The organism is Shimazuella sp. NTD250 (assembly GCF_059510375.1).
This window is the reverse complement of the sequence record NZ_JCAJZS010000012.1, coordinates 1-18030: the sequence shown is the minus strand read 5'-3', so window position 1 is coordinate 18030 and position 18030 is coordinate 1. Positions and strand designations below refer to the sequence as shown.

Genomic DNA, 18030 nt, shown 5'->3' with positions numbered 1-18030 from the left:
ATGTTAGAAAAGCTTGACTTGCTCATAAATGTAAATCTAAAAATTAACAGGTTTGTGATCTCACTCTTCAGTTTTCAAGGAACAACTTCTCTTTTGTTGTCTGTCCGCTCTGTCGCGGCGACAAGAAATACTATAACATGGCCAATATCTATAAGTCAACACTTTTTTAGGATAATTTTATTCAATGAGTATCTCAAACAATCATAGCAATTAATTTGCTTTTCTACAGCACTTTCTTATCACTCCTATTGAAATACGCATCTTCCAATTCAATTGTTCTACTAGGTAACAACTTATTTTTTTGAAGAATACGGTAGGTTCGTTTATTCGTTTCTTGTTGCTTTATGACACTATCCTCATCGATATAAGGATAGTTACGCATTTCCCAAAATGCCTTTGCGATTTGCTTTTCCCCATGCTGTTGAACTATTTCTTTAAATCTCATATAACAAGAGATATAGTATCGAGATGCTTTTTCATCTGGCAGCTGTTCCAAATTCATCTGTTCTAACTGGCTGATAGTGAAAGGGTGAAAGTTTATTTCTATTTCTGGTTGTTCTTTGGAAAACCACGCTTCATAATACATCGCTGCCCCTTCTTGCAGCCAATACGCTGCATTATCATTGGTCATATCACTGAGCAGTTGGTGAGTATACTCATGAGCAAGTCCATGTGTAAGAGACGCTGCATCTGATTTTCCTACCACTAACTTTATGGATTGCCTTGCTTCGTTCCAACCTCCAGCCCATGAAGGTAAAGATAACTTAACGGATTGACGAAAAACTTCTGGATCATGATATAGTTTTACTTCTAATATGGATGGGTGCCACAAATATTTGTGAGCCATTTTTTCAGATACATGAGATAATATCATCAGTGCATTTTGCGCCTCAGGGAGTAAATTCCGATCACTATACTTTACTGTTATTGAACTTTTTTTCCTCTCATAAGCAAGTGAATCTGCATCTTTCCAGCCTTGCTTTGTTTTTTTCATCTCAACCGGACGGATAAACGAATACAGCTTATGATTTTTTTGATATGACTGAATGATCTCTACATGAAAATGGTTTTTAGAAATAAAATGATAATCTTTTACTTTTATTTGAAATGTCTTAGGATCAATGAAAAAAACTGCGTCTTTAAACCATCTTTTTTGTTCCTGTCTGTAATGTTCGTCTTCATATATAGTAGACACATAGCTGGACAAATTATTTGCATTTACAGCTTGCTGCTGTACACGAAACAGATTTTTTATCTCGTCTATATCACTCGCAGGAAAAAGATTAATCCAAATACCAAGCAGAATACTAAGCATAAAAAAACCTCCCTATTGGTAGGTTTTCCATTGCATTTTTCGTTATGCACAAGAAAAAGCCACCGAATTCGGTGGCTTTTTTATATCTTACCATTACTAAGGATACGGACCTTTCGCTTGTCGATAACTACTGCTTTGGAACTCCAATAGAATCCCCCCTCAGAAAGTCACGAAGCATTTTGCCATTTCCAAGTTAAGTACTTTTTAATGCGATGTCTATGGGTAAGGCCCTAATGAATCTACTTTCTTCACTTCAATGGATTTGATCATATACTGATACCCTCCTAGTGAGTCAAGTATTCACCAAGTAGATTGTTGCTTAACTACTTGTAAAGCTAATGTTAATAGTTTATTAAGATATGGTCAAGGCTTTTTCTATAATAATTTGAACAAATCGAACATTTGCCACTAGATAAAACTTCGTTTTATACAACAAAACTCCCTTGTTTAGTAACAAGGGAGTTTTGTTTATATTGCGCCAAGATAAATAAAGCGAAGGATAAAAAGTACAGCTAATATATACATGATTGGATGAACCTTTTTCCAATTTCCAACGACAATTTGGCAAATCGGATAAAGTATAAATCCAACTGCAATACCTGTAGCGATACTATATGTCAAAGGCATCATGATCATGGTTAAGAAGGCTGGTACTGCTACGACAAAATCATCCCATCTAATCTTTTTCAAACTACCTGCCATTAAGACTCCTACAATAATCAAGGCTGGAGAAGTGATTGCTGCTACAGACGCAAAAGCTTTCACCAACGGAAAGAAAAAGACAGATAAACCAAGGCAGATAGCCGTCACGACAGCAGTAAGTCCAGTGCGGCCACCAGAAGCAACTCCTGATGCAGATTCAATATAGGAAGTGACAGTACTTGTTCCCATTGAGGCACCAGCCATCGTTGCAATAGAATCCGTCACAAGAGCTCTACCTGCTTTTGGCAATTTGTTGTCTTTTAATAATCCAGCTTGATTAGCCACTCCAACTAATGTACCAGCGTTATCAAACAAATCGACAAATAGGAAAGAGAAAACGATCGTAAATAGTCCGAGATCAAGCGCTCCTATAATATCCATCTGCATGAAAGTTGGTGCTATGCTCGGGGGCATGGAAAAAATACCGGCCGGTGGAGCAATTAAACCAGTGATTACTCCTAAAATTCCAGTTACAATCATACCAATAAAGATGGCTCCTGTCACCTTACGGAGCATTAAAATGACCGTAAGAACAAGTCCGAAAATCGTCAGCAATAAATTTGGATCGTAAGAAAGTTTTGGATTCAAAGCGATAAATGTTGCTTCATTCGCAATGATCAAACCTGCATTTTTCATGCCAATAAAAGCAATGAAGATCCCGATACCAGCAGAAACTGCATATTTTAAAGAGGATGGGATAGAGTTAATAATCATCTCTCGTACTTTTGTTACAGTCAGCAGTAAGAATATAACGCCGGAAATAAAAACAGCTCCTAATGCTTTCTGCCAGGGTATTCCCATACCAAGACAAACTACAAAAGTAAAATAAGCATTTAACCCCATCCCAGGAGCAAGTGCTATCGGATAATTTGCAATAACTCCCATCAATAAAGAACCAAGAGCCGAAGCCAAACAGGTAGCGACAAACACTGCCCCAAAATCCATACCTGTTTTACTCAGGAAACTTGGGTTTACAAGAATGATATATGCCATTGCAAAAAAAGTGGTAACGCCTGCCAAAATTTCGGTTCTTATATTCGTTTTATGTTCTTCTAGTTTAAAAAAGCTGGATATACCTGAGGCCTTCTTTTCTGTCATTCCGAAATCCCTCTACTTTTCCATATTAATGACTTATTTTACTCCCATTCAATGGTGGAAGGCGGCTTGGAGGTGATATCATACACAACTCGATTGACATGATCGACTTCGTTTACAATCCGTGTGGATATCTTTTCTAAAATGTCATAAGGAATTCTCGCCCAATCCGCAGTCATACCATCGATGGAAGTAACAGCACGAATTCCAACCGTGTATGCATAGGTTCTTACATCCCCCATCACACCTACACTTTTGAAATCAGGAAGTGCAGTGAAATACTGCCAAATCTCTCGATCCAATCCTGCTTTTGCAATTTCTTCACGCAAAATTGCATCGGAATCACGAACGATTTGTAGTTTTTGTTCGGTTATTTCTCCGATTACTCGAATGGCTAAACCTGGTCCAGGAAAAGGTTGACGCCAAACAATTTCACGTGAAATGCCAAGCTCCTCACCGAGTTTACGAACTTCATCTTTAAATAAAGTATTGAGCGGTTCAATGAGTTCCATACTCATTTCCTCTGGTAACCCGCCTACATTGTGGTGAGATTTGATGGTATGGGCAGTTGCTGTACCAGATTCGATAATATCGGTGTACAGAGTTCCTTGTCCTAAGAAATCATGTTTTCCTAACTTGGCAGATTCCTCTTCAAATACATAAATGAATTCATTTCCAATAATCTTTCGTTTCTGCTCTGGATCGGAGATTCCAGCTAGTTTTCCTAAGAAACGATCTTTGGCATCGATTTTTACAAAATTCATATGGAAATGATCACGGAAGGTCGCAACTACTCCCTCTGCTTCTCCTTTACGGAGCAAACCATGATCGACAAACATACAGGTAAGTTGATCACCGATCGCTTTATGGATCAAAACCGCAACAACAGAAGAATCCACCCCACCACTGAGAGCGCAGAGAACACGTTTATCGCCAACACGGTTTCGAATATCTGCAACGGCATCTTCCATAAATGTTTCCATTGTCCAATCGCCTTTGCATCCACAAATCGAAAATAAAAATTGCTTTAACATTTCATTTCCATTAGTGGTATGTTGCACTTCTGGATGGAATTGCACAGCATACAGCTGTTTTTCATCATCCATCATGGCAGCAACCGGAGCAGATTCTGTTCTTCCGATGACTTCAAAACCAGCTGGAGGAGCTAAAAGCACGTCACTATGACTCATCCATACTTGTTCTTTTGTCCCAAAAGATTGAAAAAGTTTGCTGTTTCCAACTACCTCTAATTCTGCTTTACCGTACTCTCTTTTATGCGCACGGTCTACTTTTGCACCGTACTGAGCAGCGATCATCTGCATGCCATAACAAATACCTAAAATAGGCACTTGCAGGTCAAAGATAGCAGGATCGCATTTTGGTGCTCCTTCTTCATAGACACTATTGGGACCGCCAGAAAAAATAATTCCTGTTGGTTTATGTTGTTTTAGCTCTTCCGCTGTAGTAGTATGCGGAAGCAATTCACTAAATACGCCTAAATCGCGAATTCTTCTCGCGATGAGTTGATTATATTGACCTCCGAAATCCAACACTACCACGCGCTCCATTTGTTGATTCATAACGACCTCCAATTCTATTAAAAACGAACATATATTGAATTATTTCTAACAAAAATATAATCATATACGAACATTTAGGTCAAGGTATAGGTTGAATGTTTTTTATAGACTACTCTTTCCTGACACGAAAGAATATTTTGTATTTGATATAATAGGAAAGACAAATATGCCTTTCAGAAAGTATGGTGATGAATGAAAAATGTGGAAAAAAGATATTGTAGAAGAAGCTGTCAAGCGATTCCGTGGGACAGTAGCTTCTATCACTTCGGTCGGTGGCTTCTACCAAAATGTATTTCAATATGAACGCGATGGAGAGGAATTCATTCTTAAATTAATTCCTTCTGCCAACAAAGATCGGAACATGCTGTTATCAGAGATGAAATGGATTCAGTACTTGCGAAAAAATGGCATTCAAATTCCGAAAAATGTATTGTCCAAGAGAGGAAACACCATCGAAGTCATCCACACCCTCCCTATTCCTTGCTGTGCTATTTCATATGAAAAAGCAGAAGGAGAAAAGATAGCTGATAGCCACTGGAACGATTACTTGTTTACCAGATGGGGTCAAGAGATGGGTAAAATGCATGCGATCTCAAAAAAATTCCACTTAGAAGAAGTAGATACGCCCTTTGATGACTGGGATCAAGGCGAGATTTATCACCGTGACTTATCCACTGCCCCAAAACTGGTACAAGACCGCTGGATTGAATTGCGCGAAAAAGCAAGTAGTTTTGTGCGAAATAAAAAGACATATGGTCTCATTCATAATGAACTTAGCAATCGAAATATTCTACTGAATAAAAGTAGAGAACTGATCATTTTTGATATGAATCATGTCAAATACCACTGGTATACATACGATATTGCCATTTCCCTTTATCATGCCCTAGATTATGTATCTGAATACGATCAAAGCTCTTTTAAGCAAGAGTTTTTACATAAATTTATGTTTGGTTATCTCTGCGAAAATGAATTAGAAGATGATTGGGAAGAGCAAATCAATTTCTTTTTGAAGTATTACACCAATTTCCGTTATCTCTACTTACATATTTATTTGCACAAAGAAAGTGCTAGTAAGGCAAAACTGGAAGAATACAAAAGGTTAGAAAGCATTGTAAATCCTGCGAATAAACTTTTACGCAGATAAATACGAGGGGAGAAAAAGTGATGAAAAGACAAAGAGTGTTGACAGGTGCTCCATGGGAATCCGTTGTTGGATATTGCCGAGCAGTTCGCGTAGGTGATCGAATCGAGGTAGCAGGTACTACTGCTGTGAAAGACGGAAAAGTAGTGGGAGTCGAAAATGCATATGAGCAAACGAAATTTATTCTGCAAACCATTGAAGGGGCATTAGAAGAATTAGGTGCTAGTCTGTCAGATGTCGTCAGAACGAGAATGTTTGTCACAAATATTTCCAAATGGGAAGAGATCGGCAGGGCACATGGGGAGTTTTTTAGAGAAATTCAACCTGTGGCAAGTATGATAGAAGTGAAAGGGCTGATCGATCCAGACTTATTAGTAGAGATAGAAGCAGAGGCTATAGTAGAAGACACCCCTTTATAAAAGTTTGGGCCGTTCGTTCTCGGATGAGAAACGAACGGCCCCGATCAGAACTTGACCAAAGAATCCGAGCCAACCCCAACGAACTTCACAGCATTGGAGTTTACCCCGAAGAACTCCTTCGCGACTTTAATCACAGCGTCCCTCGATACGCCATTACCGATGTAACGCGGGGCTACCATTTCACCGAAGGCAAAATGAATCGCCTGCGAAGTATTTGCTGCACAACTGTGCACTTCACTCCGGACCCAGCCCCGTTCTATCCTACTCCCCGTTTTTAGTTTGAGAAGCTTGGAAACCGCTCCGAGAAAACACGTACAGATTGCCGCCAATGCGAGCATTTCCAGACCTCCCTCTTCAAAGTCAATGGAAGACTGTCCATGATTTTGGAGGAAATCGTTGTACACACTGAGCAGATTCTCAGCCAGTGTTTTCCCCTCGTCACTAGCCTTTTTCTCCAACTCTTGGCGATTCCTCTGCTCGTAAGCCTCTCGAATCGTTTTCAATTGTTTCTGGAGGTCATCGCGGATTTTGCCGTGGTTTTTCTTCATGATCTTGTTTGTCAGTTCCTGCGAAGTCATCCCAACTCCTTGATGTTCTGATCGGTAGACACTTATTCTTTTATTTTAGTACATGTATCAAAGTATTTCATCTGTTTGATGCTTACGTTTGTCTATTATGTCAAAACACTATTTATAACCTTTTCTACCTTGAAGACCCTTAATTCAGATAAGTTTATTACTCATTCTGAATTAATTTTCAAAAAATATAAATGAATGCTTGACTAAATTTTACTCATCACCTATTCTATTATTGAACGGTCTGACCGGTCAAAAAAATACAAAGGGTGAACAACAATGGAATACAAAAACATGAAAAAAAATGATTTGTGCTTAGTTACTGGAATAACTGGATATGTAGCGTCTTGGATCGGGAAATATTTATTGCAAGATGGATTTCGGGTGAGAGGTACTATCCGAAACATAAATGATGCAAAAAAAGTAAAAATGATCAAAGAAAACTTACCTGGAATTGAACTAGTAGAAGCAGATTTACAAAAAGAAGAAGGCTGGAAAGAGGCTGTCACAGGATGCAAATGGATTTTTCATGTCGCGAGTCCACAAGCCAAAAAAACGGAGAAAAATTTGATCGCAAGTGCTACTCAAGGAACAAAGCATGCCTTACAGGCTTCCTTTCAATCCAACACTGTGAAAAAGGTAGTCGTCACTAGTTCTGAATCAGCAATTATTTTTGGACATCCTGCAACCAAAACTCTTTTTACCGAAAAAGATTGGACAAATCCAAAAAATATCAGTGAATACTTTCGCAGTAAGACTCTTGCAGAGAAACTTGCTTGGGATACGGCTCAAGACAAACAACAGAACCCTAACAATGTGAAACTATCAACGATCAATCCAGTGTTTATCTTTGGGCCGTCTTGTCTGCCAACTGTATCTTTCACCCAAGAAATGATAAAAGAAATTGCCGAAGGAAAACAGCCCATGCAGCCAGATATGTCAGCAGATGTAGTAGATGTTCGAGACTGCGCTCGTATGCATATTGCAATTATGGACAAAGAAGAAACGAATGGAAATCGACATATCAGTATAGCAGCTAGAGGAAAGTTTGTAGATTTACCCAAAGCAATTCACCGTCACTTTTCCCATCTCGGATTTACTCCACCAACGAAAATAATGCCAAAATATATGATGTGGATGGGAAAATTTTTCAATAAAAATGCAGCTTCTGCTTATCCGTTGGCAGGAAAAACGATTAGAAGAGAATCCATCTATCCTGATGTATACGATTATCAATATACGAAGTTTGATCAAATCATTAAGGAAACAATAGAAGATTTGCTTGCAAAGAATGCCTTAAAGAGTAAGATATAACCCATTTTTGTCTTGATTCGTTTCTTTCTCTATAATGAAATGGATAAATCTAAATAAAAGGAATGCATATTATGTCCCCACTGAGTGAAGAACAATTTAAACAAATCCGTGACAATCGCATAGAGCAGATATTGGGTGTCGGACTGAAAATCTTTGCCCGTAAAGGATACATCGGAACGAAATTGTCCACGATTGCTTCAGAAGCAGGTATCAGCAAAGGTCTTCTTTACCATTACTACAAATCAAAAGATGAATTTCTAGAAACTCTCATTCATAAAGCAATACAAGAATTAGAAAACGGCATACAGGCAATGTATCAAACTCCGGCAACTCCACTGGAAAAATTTAAAAATATGCTGAATGTTAAAGAAGAAGAGCAGTACTATTTTCTGCTGATCCACCAAGTTCTTTTATCGGAAGAAGTACCTGATAAACTAAAGAAAATTGCCAAAGAACACTTCCTTGGCACTGAACTTTTTGATAAATTAGTACCCTTATTTAAAGAAGGACAAGAACTTGGTGAGTTCGCACCTGGTGACCCTAACAAAATCGTGACTTCTTTTCTTACCGTACAATCAGGGTTGATGGCCTTAAATTTAAATAATGATGAAGAATTTATCAAACCAGACCCAGATATACTGATCCGAATATTGACTGGCCGCCCCTAATACGAAATCGAAAGGGACTTCATACATCCCGTATCTTTTGTCGTCTCACCCAGCCGTGTACTGAGGGTATGAAATAAATTCTAACCTCTTTCCTAGAAGAGAAAGAGGTTAGAATTTATTATTTGTCTATAGGTTGCTAGTCCCTCTTCCCATTGGAAAGTAGAAATCTGTTCAGTGTCTCTAGCAGACTAAGTTACCAAAAAGGTATCACGAAAAGGCTCACACTCTTTTATACTTCTTCGTCCGTTCATCCTCTATCACACCATTCCAATTCAGACCATAAGCAAAATCGTAAACGTGCTGCTCTGTATCCACATGGCATTTCATATCATGAGCAACGTCTTCTAACTGCTCTTCTACGGTCTCCATATTTGCAGGCATTTGCATGGGAAGTAAGCCAGAAGGCTCTTCGTTTCCTACTAAAAATTCCAAGATCACGTGATCTTGAACTCCAAAATTAGCGAGCATACCATCAACTTCCTGTTCAAATTCATTTACTACCATTGGATTGGACAAAAGCAGGGAGACAATAACTGGCTTGCCTTTCATCTTTTCTTTCGTGTCGAGGAGAATATCCAAGTCACATTCATTTTGCGTCGTTATCGTTTTCCCACTATAAGATCGATTGAGCACATCTTCTGGACGAGCATCACCAGCAATGCTGACTTCTCTCGCTTTTACTGCGGTGTATGGTCTATATTGAAGGCTGATCGGAACATATCCATTTCCACCTTGTTCAGCATCCTCTTTGTTATATCCAATGCCTGATTTTGGCGTACGCATAAAGACTAAAGCTGCATCTGCTTTCTCTGGATCATCGGTTATGGAGAAATATTTTTTTGCTGTTTTTATGTCGATCGGATATTCCTCTTTTTCAGGTGTAGGATTACCAAACCAGTCTTGCCCAGCAGGAGTATATCTTTTAGGAATATATATGGTGCAAGCTTTGCTCAATGGTAAAACTTGCTCTTTGTTTTTTAACATCACAACGGAGCGAAGCTGTGCTTGGTATCCTTCCTCCTTAAACTGAGCATTACCAACTATATTCACACTCTCTTGCACGTCGAGGTAAGGATTTTCAAATAATCCCAAGCGAAAAATATTTTTTAACAGACGAACAGCAGATTGTTCCATGCGATGGCGCATGTAGGCTTCGCCATGTTCCTCTACTCCCATCTGATATGCTTCCAAAATAGGACCCATCTCATTATTCCCGCCAAACTGATCGACACCTGCCATCAGCAGCTTGTAATGGCGTTCTGCGACAGATAAATGTTCCACACCCCATGATTTGCCGCTAGCTATCATAGTTGGTTCCAAACTATCTGCTGTAATCATCCAATCCGTACAAACGACGCCATCATAGCCGTATTTTTCCCGGAGGAGATTTTGAATCAAATATTGATTGTAGGAGTTTCCTAAGTTCTCCCCATTTACTTGATCTTGATTAAATGAAATCGTGTAATAAGGCATTACCGCTGATGCCGTTTTCGTTTTTCCTTTTAATTGAAACGCTCCTTTGGTGAATGGCAGTAGATGTTCTGCAAAATTATTTCCCGGGTAAACTGCAAACTTTCCAACTCCATAGTGAGCATCACGACCACCTTCCCCTGATCCGCCACCCGGCCAATGCTTTACCATGGCGTTTACGCTGGCATAGCCCCAACCATTTTCTATTTCTTCTTCGCCAACTGAAGTTTGAAATCCGTCGATGTAAGCCTGAGCCATATCGGTGGATAGCTTGACGTTTTCACCAAATGTCCCATTAAATCGAAACCAACGAGGATCTGTCGCAATATCAATTTGTGGAGAAAGCGCAGTCGTAATTCCCAAAGCTCGATATTCTTTTGATGCTATTTCCCCAAACTTTTCTACGATTTTCGGATCAAAAGTTGCCGCTAGTCCTAACATTTCCGGCCACAAGGAAACTAAGCTGCCCAGTGATCCAATATTGAACTCTGAACTAGCATCAGAACCATGACGAGGATCAGAGCTTGTGTTCACAGGAATTCCTAAATTCAGCGATTCAACCAATTCTTGCACCTTATTATTCCAACGGGCTGCTACTTCTGAATCTTCCAGCATGGTCACTAAAATATGTCGTACACGATCTTCTGTTAAAAAATGAAGCTGTTCATCCGTAAGATCCCACGGATTTGCATCGCTTTCTTCATAGGCTTTTCCTTTATATTTTGCCGTAAACCAACTATCACTCGTTGCTGGAACAGCTTGATGGCTGCTGTACAACATCAAGCCAGCTATTTGTTCGATTGTCATTTTAGAAGCTAGATCGAGGGCTCTCTCTTCCACAGACAGCCGCCAATCTTCGTATTTATCCAATTTCCCATCTTTATTTAAATCTTTAAAGAAATGACCGTCTTGCTCTAAAATAGTAACATTAGATTTTGCAGAAACACCAAGAGCTGGCCCTTTTTTGTTTTTTACAAATTGAATGTTCTCCCCTGTATTCATGTTGTATTTCCCCCATATTTTTATAGATTTTTGCCAACTTCAGGAATTGGTTTTACCGAGAACATACCAATCAGAACAAATAACCCTAAGAACAGAAAGAAAAATGTCCATCCACCGATCGATAAAAGAAGTGGTGCAATCGCTGGTACAATCGATTGAGGAAGTGCATTGGCTACATTCATCAAGCCAAAATCTTTGGCTGCATCTTCTTTATTGGGCAAAATCCGTGAAACCAAAGCTGTATCCACTGCGGAGAAACACCCAAATCCAAGACCAATTACAGTTGCAGCAACCATATAAACTGTCATGTTAGGAATAAAAGCAAACAAGAGCAAGCCGATCAACATAATTAGAGCCGAAATATATAAGAATGGTTTTTGTTTTTGGAACTTGTCCGATAAAACGCCTCCAAGAAAACTAGTCAAAGACATTGCGATGAGAATGATGATTTGAATGGTTCCGACACTGCTGGTAGCTTGGGTCTCGGTAAATCCCATCCGATTGACAAACATCACCGTCAGATATAACGTACTGGAGTATCCCATCATCAGCGCAAACTTTCCTAAAATAGCCCATGAAAACGATGGGAATTTTTTCGGACTTGGATAAATCGTACTCATCTTCTCAGCCAAGGAAACTTGATTCTTTTCCACTTTCATTATTTTGACTTTTCCGTCACGAATCACAAACAAACTGATGACAGGACCAACAATTCCAATAATCGAGACAAGCAGCCATTTGCTAAACATCGATATATTAGGCAGTAGCATCATCAGCACCATTCCTACTGCCATACCAATTGGTACAGCCAAACCCATCAGCCCAGAAATTGTTCCTTGTTTTTCCACCGAAACTTGATCTGGAACAAGAGCAGTATATGCTGCCATACCAAAATTAAAGAAAAATTGCGCGATACACCAAGCTACTGTAATCTGCCATATTTCTGTTGCTATCCCAATCCAGAGCAGACTGAGACAACCGATCAGCGGACCGATCAATATCCACGTACGACGACGTCCAAAAGCAATATTTGTCCGGTCACTGATTGCCCCTCCAATCGGATTACCAATCAAGGCAAAAAAAGCACCAATACCTGCTACCCACCCATAGGAAGAGGTATATCCACTTGGATCAACTTGAATCATTTTAAACGTGAGCAGGATGGTAGCTGGAGTCATCAGTGCCAGCATCATACAAGCATATCCAAACAAAATACCAAAAGTTAAACGTCCAAAAGGTGTTTTCACTTGCCCTTGCACGGTATTTGGAACCATGAGATGAACCTCCTTATGACTGTCGATAGATGAAAGCGATTACAATATCAATTGTAAAGGAAGCGTTTACATTTTCGACAGGGCTTAGATGATCCATCTTTATAGCCTTTTTTATGCTTTTGCAGTTGGAAAACAAGAGATGATGATCTATCACAGATAAAAAATTGACTCAAGTTTAATAGAGACGAATTAATTCAATCAAACCGATTGCATGTGGTTCAAGTGTTATCGTTAAGTGAAGACTATCCGCTACTTCTATCGGTTCCACTTCGATCTTTGGTCTAGCAGAAGATCGAAGGTAATCAATTTCTTCTTCGGATAATTCCTGTGGCGCTCCCATTGCCACCCATTCATCATAGCTGCTCCCATGGCTTCTATTCACCAAATAGGTCACTTTTTTATACTTACCTGCCGGCACATTTTCGAGATGAAAGTGAAATTTCTTTGTTTTCTCCCCTGTAAAGCACTGATAACGGTTTGTCATACTGACAAAAGATGTATCTCCTTTCGCATACTGCTCATCGATATGACAATAATGATAGGCTAAAATTTGTATCGATCTATTACTCTTTGCAACAAAATAACTGGATTCTTGTTGAATCAGCTGGTCTCCTAGTTTAGCCAACAACCAATAGGCCATCATTCCTGCTTTCGGAATGCCACGCTGTGTGACCAGTCCTAATCCGCCATGAAAGACAGCTGGGTCAGCAGCCTGCTCTTCGATGTTATCACTGAGCACCCAATAGCCAAAACCTGCTATCCGATCGAGATTTTCGACTATATTTTTCACGATATAGGCCGCTTTATAAAGAGTGTCGTTGATTAAATCCCGGTGATAGGCAGTCGCATTCCACTCTGTTAAATACAGCTCTTTATCCTTTAAAGCCTGTTTAGCTAATAAGCTTTTTTCTCGAATCAAACAATCCCGTAAATAATCTGGATTTAAAGATATTTGCATGAAACTTGGATCTTCGAGATCAAAAGAAAGGTATTCACCGTTATCATCGTGCTGCAAAGACGTTAGGCCATGTGGATAAAAATGAATCGGAATAAAATCAGGTATGCAATGATGCTTTTTGGCATACTGAAAAAATTCATCGATCCATTTGGTTGAATCAACAGTAATAATGCGACCAGGAGCACCTACTTGAAAAAGCGGGGATATCGATTTGATTTTTTCATACGTTTTTTGATACAAACTAAGATATTCCGCTTTACTTCCTGACCAAAATTCGTATATTTCTGGCTCGTTCCAGAACTCAAATTTCCAAGTCTGTACCTCATGTAATCCATAACGATTGACACAATGACGTAAAAAACGATCAATTAATTCAATCCATCGATTTTCTGCATATGGGGGGCTTGTATAACTTGGCTTATAAAAAATCGACTTTCCTCTGTCTTTTGCCATTGCAGAGGGCATGAAGCCCAATTCTACAAAAGGCTTTATGCCGATCGATAATAGGAAATCAAATAATTGATCCACATATCGGAACTGATAAATGGCATTCCCTCTATCATCTTCTTGATATATCATCATGTCATCATCAAATATCCCATGGAATCGTAAATAGTGAAACTTACATACTTTTTGTAAATATGTGAGTTGCTGTTGAACATCTCTATGTAATCCTTCTTTTGCCTTTCCAATCGTGATGAGGTTTTTCCACGTATGTTTGATCTTTGTTGGTTTATCCGGCATTTTTATTCGATAGGATGCATTCTCTATCTCATATGACAAGGGATTTGAAACTGGAGGATGCAACGGCAAATATTTATTGATAATACCTAAAGCACTTTCTTGATTGAACATTAAATAATTAGCTAGTTCCTTTTTGGTTTCTTTCTGAGAAACAACTGGCCGGTTCTGGTTTCGGTAATCAGATGGAGTCGTATGATATCGTTTCTTAAAAGCGGTATAAAAAGATTTGGTATTTGGAAAACCATGAATGATTGCGAGGTCCGCGATTGATTTATCTGGATGTACCAACATATCCTCCACTGCATGCTTTAACCGAATACTCGTAAGATAAGACTGAAAATTTTGTCCTACATTTTCGCGAAAAAACTTAGAAAGATAAGGAATAGACAAATATTCTTTTTGGGCAATATCATGCAATGTAATGGATTCTTGATAATGTTGATCGATATAAGTCACGATTCGCAGCATTCGATCCATTAACTTATGGTTCACCATTTTACCCGAAAACGGCTCTTGAAATTGTTTCATTAACATAGCAAAGACTTGTAACATCCTTGCTTGCATCTCAAGTTCATAGCCAGTTCGCTTTTTCTGTCTGAGTTGAACAATCTCCGCTAACCATTGTCTCATCGTATCAAAAGACGGTTTCTTGTCCCGGCCGACTGTTTGCGAATAACAACCAAAATGAAGTTTCTCCACTCCTGTAATGTACTCTTTCAAATAGGCTACAGGTATAAGGTAAGTCACAATAATATTCTTCTCGATTCCAATCACTTCATGAACATGAGATTGATTGATTAGCAAAACATCTCCTGCCACAAGCGTAAATTGTCTCTGATCTACGATTACTTGTAGTTTTCCTTTGAGAACAAAAATGATTTCTATGCTATAGTGCCAATGATTTGGAACATAATTTACATGATGCAAAGATACCGAAAACGGAAGATTATCTTCTGTCTCCACCCTTTCATAGATAGAATTAGTCATCGTGATCCCTCCAAGTATTGCTTCGTATATAGAGTATCCAAAGAAATGTATATCCATCATGAAACATCTTTCTTCACTAGACTTAAGGGAAATCCACGTTATCCATATAATGATGGAAGCCAGTATCACCAAAAAAGCTGCTCTTAAAAAAGAGACAGCTTCTATTCTACCGATCTATTTTATTTCTATTCTGGAGAAAAAACCAAAGGATTTATTACTAACCTCAATAACCAATTCACATCTGGCAATAATCCGTCATCTTCACTCAATTTTAATGTCATCAATCCTGATAACACTTTTAGATAATTTGAAGCTAATTCACTCGTATCACCATCTGTGAACTCACCTATTTCCTGGCCTTTTTCAAACAAAGGAACCAATTGTTCTGTGTATTTTTTATTAGAATGTTGTTTCATCAACTGTTTTGCTTGGTCAGGAATACCATCTCCAATACGAGCTTGATGAATTAACAAAAATCCATCTTGATTTTCTTTATCAAGTATATGTGTAGTTAATTCTCTTAATTGTTCCAAAGGTGATCCGAGCTGAACATTTTTAAATACAATCATTGATTCATCTACTGCTATTTGCACAAGTGAAATGAAAATCTCATCCTTGGATTTAAAATATTTATATAATAATCCTTCACTCAATCCTGCTTCTTTAGCAATCATACTCGTTTTCGCTCCAATAAACCCTCGTCTTGCAAACACTTTCAATGCTGCATTCATAATTTGTTCTTTACGTTTATCACGAATTTGTTTTAATTGTTCTGTATTTAATGGTGACATCCTACCTTCTCCTCCAAAAGGACTGGAACTCAAGAAAAATTTACAAAGTTAGCTCCAGAGAATGACGGAATTAATCGGTCGATTTGATCATTGGTGAGTTGACCTGTTCCTTGTGTCACTTCATTATACCATTGTCTATCTTCATTCGAAGCATCAGACATCACAGTTCCCATCATTTCCGCATTAAACAATACTCGTGGCGAAAATAGCAGTGTGTTCACTGCCCAGTACATGCCATATAGTTGAAGATTTTTTTTAACGGTTGCATGTTTCAAATATAACTTTAAGTATTTGCTGGCAAATTCAATTCCTTTTAAGGACTCACCCACATACTCAACCCCTGGCCATGATAAATCAGCCGCACAATTTAACCACCAACCTGGCTCAATAGCATCTTGAATCCGAGATAGTACATGCTGTTCAAAGTTAGAACGAGGATCATTTTGTTGTTCCTGAATACATTTCTCTAACATTTCCACTTCAATCGCAGCCATGGTAATGCCTTGACCAAAGATAGGGTCGACATGGCAAAGTGCATCCCCTAAAACCAATAGCCCTGCTGGCCATTTTTTCATTTTATCAAATCGTTGGCGAATTAATTCTGGTACTTGGAAACCACGAGGTGCAGTGATTGGTTCCAGTTGTTTCATTATCTCTGCAATCAATGGATCAGAAAGCTTAGCAGTCGCTTCAAAATATTCATCTTGTTTTATGGTAGGATGCTTTCCTCCCAGACCATAAAGCAAAACTTCGGCAACATCATTTTCAATGGTAGAGAAAACACCAGTAAATGTTTCCGTTGAAGGATGTCCGGCAATCCGAATGACATCCCATTTCTCTGCTAGTTCAGTAGGGATATGAAAACGTCGAGTACTGTAGGAAAGGGAAACCTTTAAGAGATCAGCTTCAGGTACTTCATAGCCAAGCTGTTGTAGCCATAATCTCAATTTGGAGCGTCGTCCACTAATGTCAAATATCATATCCGCTGAAAGTGTCTTTTCTTGCTTAGAAGTTCGATCTCGCAAATAAACACCTGTTATCGTAGAAGCATCAGAAGTAGCATGTAAACCTAGAACATCATGTTTCTCTAAAAAACGAACATTTGGTATCTTCTTTACATATTCTCGAATCGTCCACTCCAGTAACGCACGACTGCAAGTAACCTCTTTTTCTTGGCTAGGCCCAACTACTATCTTCCCATAGTGATTTACTTGATAAATATATTTATTAAATGATAAAGAAGCCCCATTCTCCAATAAGACATCGTTATATCCAGGAAATAAATGATTCAATATCACCTTCAAGCGTGGTGTAAATCGATGGGGATGAAATCCTTGCGGTGTTCCTGCTCGATCGACAGGCTTCTGAGGTAATTCATCCTTTTCAACAATCAATATCTCCGAAAAATATTCAGACAGTACTTTAGCTGTTAACAATCCACCCATGCTGCCTCCAATTATAATTGCTCGTTGAGTTTTTTCTTTCGTAAATGTTGTATTCGTCGTAGTTATCATTTTTATATCCTCCACATTTAAAAGTGAGTTACTCACTCAATAACATAACAAAAAAATATATCAACTTACTAACAAATCATCCTCTGTATTCACCTTAATTACAATCTACTGTCCTCTTCAGAGGCAAATAACACTATATCATTCTTGCCTATATCATTCTTGCCTATCTTATGGCTCCCTCATCAATATAATGAGGTATGAGCCTTCAGAGATATACATCTAAAATTGAGTGAGTTGCTCAATCAATATAAACTTATAGTACTTTCATCAACATTCTTTGTCAAGACACTTTTCATTTTCAATAAAATGAAATGATCTTGACAGCTTCTCCCTACAAACTGTCTATCAAACACAAAAAAACCTCCTACTCTGTTCGAATAGAAAGGTTGGTGTGGTGGAGCTAAGCGGGATCGAACCGCTGACCTCCTGCTTGCAAGGCAGGCGCTCTCCCAGCTGAGCTATAGCCCCATATAAACTG

The 18030-nt window shown here is 38.7% G+C and carries 13 protein-coding genes and 1 tRNA gene; 4 read left to right on the top strand and 10 right to left on the bottom strand.

The genetic code is table 11. From position 1 onward, the window contains the following. Positions 1-223: 223 nt before the first annotated feature. From AC5WOF_RS19100 to guaA, 3 genes are all read right to left on the bottom strand, one after another. On the bottom strand, positions 224-1315 hold the full coding sequence (locus tag AC5WOF_RS19100) for a hypothetical protein (protein ID WP_496051536.1): 1092 nt from the start codon (positions 1313-1315) through the stop codon (positions 224-226). 468 nt (positions 1316-1783) lie between these two features. Continuing rightward, on the bottom strand, positions 1784-3115 hold the full coding sequence (locus AC5WOF_RS19095; RefSeq protein WP_496051535.1) for an NCS2 family permease: 1332 nt from the start codon (positions 3113-3115) through the stop codon (positions 1784-1786). Positions 3116-3153: 38 nt separating this feature from the next. Further along, positions 3154-4692 (bottom strand): glutamine-hydrolyzing GMP synthase, encoded by a 1539-nt coding sequence (guaA, locus tag AC5WOF_RS19090; RefSeq protein ID WP_496051534.1) that lies wholly within the window; start codon positions 4690-4692, stop codon positions 3154-3156. A gap of 199 nt (positions 4693-4891) precedes the next feature. Here guaA and AC5WOF_RS19085 point away from each other — a divergent pair, with 199 nt between their 5' ends. Both AC5WOF_RS19085 and AC5WOF_RS19080 read left to right on the top strand, forming a co-directional pair. Beyond that, positions 4892-5839: a phosphotransferase enzyme family protein gene (locus AC5WOF_RS19085; protein ID WP_496051533.1), complete on the top strand. Its 948-nt coding sequence runs from the start codon at positions 4892-4894 to the stop codon at positions 5837-5839. Positions 5840-5859: 20 nt separating this feature from the next. Next, entirely contained in the window at positions 5860-6255 is a 396-nt protein-coding gene (locus AC5WOF_RS19080) for a RidA family protein (RefSeq protein WP_496051532.1), read from the top strand. Positions 6256-6299: 44 nt separating this feature from the next. Here the strand turns inward: AC5WOF_RS19080 and AC5WOF_RS19075 are convergent, their stop codons facing one another. Then, positions 6300-6833, bottom strand: a complete 534-nt coding sequence (locus AC5WOF_RS19075) for a hypothetical protein (protein ID WP_496051531.1) — start codon at positions 6831-6833, stop codon at positions 6300-6302. A 276-nt stretch (positions 6834-7109) separates the two neighbouring features. Here AC5WOF_RS19075 and AC5WOF_RS19070 point away from each other — a divergent pair, with 276 nt between their 5' ends. Together AC5WOF_RS19070 and AC5WOF_RS19065 are read left to right on the top strand one after the other, a co-directional pair. Next, positions 7110-8144, top strand: coding sequence for an NAD-dependent epimerase/dehydratase family protein (locus AC5WOF_RS19070; RefSeq protein WP_496051530.1), 1035 nt, complete (start codon positions 7110-7112; stop codon positions 8142-8144). 71 nt (positions 8145-8215) lie between these two features. Continuing rightward, positions 8216-8812 carry a TetR/AcrR family transcriptional regulator gene (locus AC5WOF_RS19065; protein ID WP_496051529.1) on the top strand — a complete coding sequence of 199 codons (597 nt, stop codon included), beginning with the start codon at positions 8216-8218 and terminating at the stop codon, positions 8810-8812. Between the two features lie 219 nt (positions 8813-9031). Here AC5WOF_RS19065 and AC5WOF_RS19060 read toward each other — a convergent pair whose 3' ends face one another. The 6 genes from AC5WOF_RS19060 to AC5WOF_RS19035 form a co-directional block, all read right to left on the bottom strand. Then, positions 9032-11284 carry a glycoside hydrolase family 3 protein gene (locus AC5WOF_RS19060; RefSeq protein WP_496051528.1) on the bottom strand — a complete coding sequence of 751 codons (2253 nt, stop codon included), beginning with the start codon at positions 11282-11284 and terminating at the stop codon, positions 9032-9034. Positions 11285-11304: 20 nt separating this feature from the next. After that, positions 11305-12558: an MFS transporter gene (locus AC5WOF_RS19055; RefSeq protein WP_496051527.1), complete on the bottom strand. Its 1254-nt coding sequence runs from the start codon at positions 12556-12558 to the stop codon at positions 11305-11307. Between the two features lie 175 nt (positions 12559-12733). Continuing rightward, complete coding sequence (locus AC5WOF_RS19050) at positions 12734-15247, bottom strand: GH39 family glycosyl hydrolase (protein ID WP_496051526.1); 2514 nt, start codon at positions 15245-15247, stop codon at positions 12734-12736. Between the two features lie 185 nt (positions 15248-15432). After that, the gene (locus AC5WOF_RS19045; protein ID WP_496051525.1) at positions 15433-16038 is read right to left on the bottom strand and encodes a TetR/AcrR family transcriptional regulator; all 606 of its coding nucleotides are present in this window, start codon (positions 16036-16038) and stop codon (positions 15433-15435) included. Positions 16039-16067: 29 nt separating this feature from the next. Next, positions 16068-17552 carry an NAD(P)/FAD-dependent oxidoreductase gene (locus AC5WOF_RS19040; protein WP_496051524.1) on the bottom strand — a complete coding sequence of 495 codons (1485 nt, stop codon included), beginning with the start codon at positions 17550-17552 and terminating at the stop codon, positions 16068-16070. A gap of 392 nt (positions 17553-17944) precedes the next feature. Further along, positions 17945-18020: transfer RNA gene (locus AC5WOF_RS19035), tRNA-Ala, on the bottom strand. Between the last annotated feature and the right edge of the window lie 10 nt (positions 18021-18030).

Bases quoted from the DNA above. Each gene is read 5' to 3' on its own strand.
- AC5WOF_RS19085 (WP_496051533.1), top strand. From the start codon at position 4,892: ATGTGGAAAAAAGATATTGTAGAAGAAGCTGTCAAGCGATTCCGTGGG.
- AC5WOF_RS19080 (WP_496051532.1), top strand. From the start codon at position 5,860: ATGAAAAGACAAAGAGTGTTGACAGGTGCTCCATGGGAATCCGTTGTT.
- guaA (WP_496051534.1), bottom strand. From the start codon at position 4,692: ATGAATCAACAAATGGAGCGCGTGGTAGTGTTGGATTTCGGAGGTCAA.
- AC5WOF_RS19100 (WP_496051536.1), bottom strand. From the start codon at position 1,315: ATGCTTAGTATTCTGCTTGGTATTTGGATTAATCTTTTTCCTGCGAGT.
- AC5WOF_RS19055 (WP_496051527.1), bottom strand. From the start codon at position 12,558: ATGGTTCCAAATACCGTGCAAGGGCAAGTGAAAACACCTTTTGGACGT.
- AC5WOF_RS19045 (WP_496051525.1), bottom strand. From the start codon at position 16,038: ATGTCACCATTAAATACAGAACAATTAAAACAAATTCGTGATAAACGT.
- AC5WOF_RS19060 (WP_496051528.1), bottom strand. From the start codon at position 11,284: ATGAATACAGGGGAGAACATTCAATTTGTAAAAAACAAAAAAGGGCCA.
- AC5WOF_RS19095 (WP_496051535.1), bottom strand. From the start codon at position 3,115: ATGACAGAAAAGAAGGCCTCAGGTATATCCAGCTTTTTTAAACTAGAA.
- AC5WOF_RS19040 (WP_496051524.1), bottom strand. From the start codon at position 17,552: ATGATAACTACGACGAATACAACATTTACGAAAGAAAAAACTCAACGA.
- AC5WOF_RS19070 (WP_496051530.1), top strand. From the start codon at position 7,110: ATGGAATACAAAAACATGAAAAAAAATGATTTGTGCTTAGTTACTGGA.
- AC5WOF_RS19050 (WP_496051526.1), bottom strand. From the start codon at position 15,247: ATGACTAATTCTATCTATGAAAGGGTGGAGACAGAAGATAATCTTCCG.
- AC5WOF_RS19075 (WP_496051531.1), bottom strand. From the start codon at position 6,833: ATGACTTCGCAGGAACTGACAAACAAGATCATGAAGAAAAACCACGGC.
- AC5WOF_RS19065 (WP_496051529.1), top strand. From the start codon at position 8,216: ATGTCCCCACTGAGTGAAGAACAATTTAAACAAATCCGTGACAATCGC.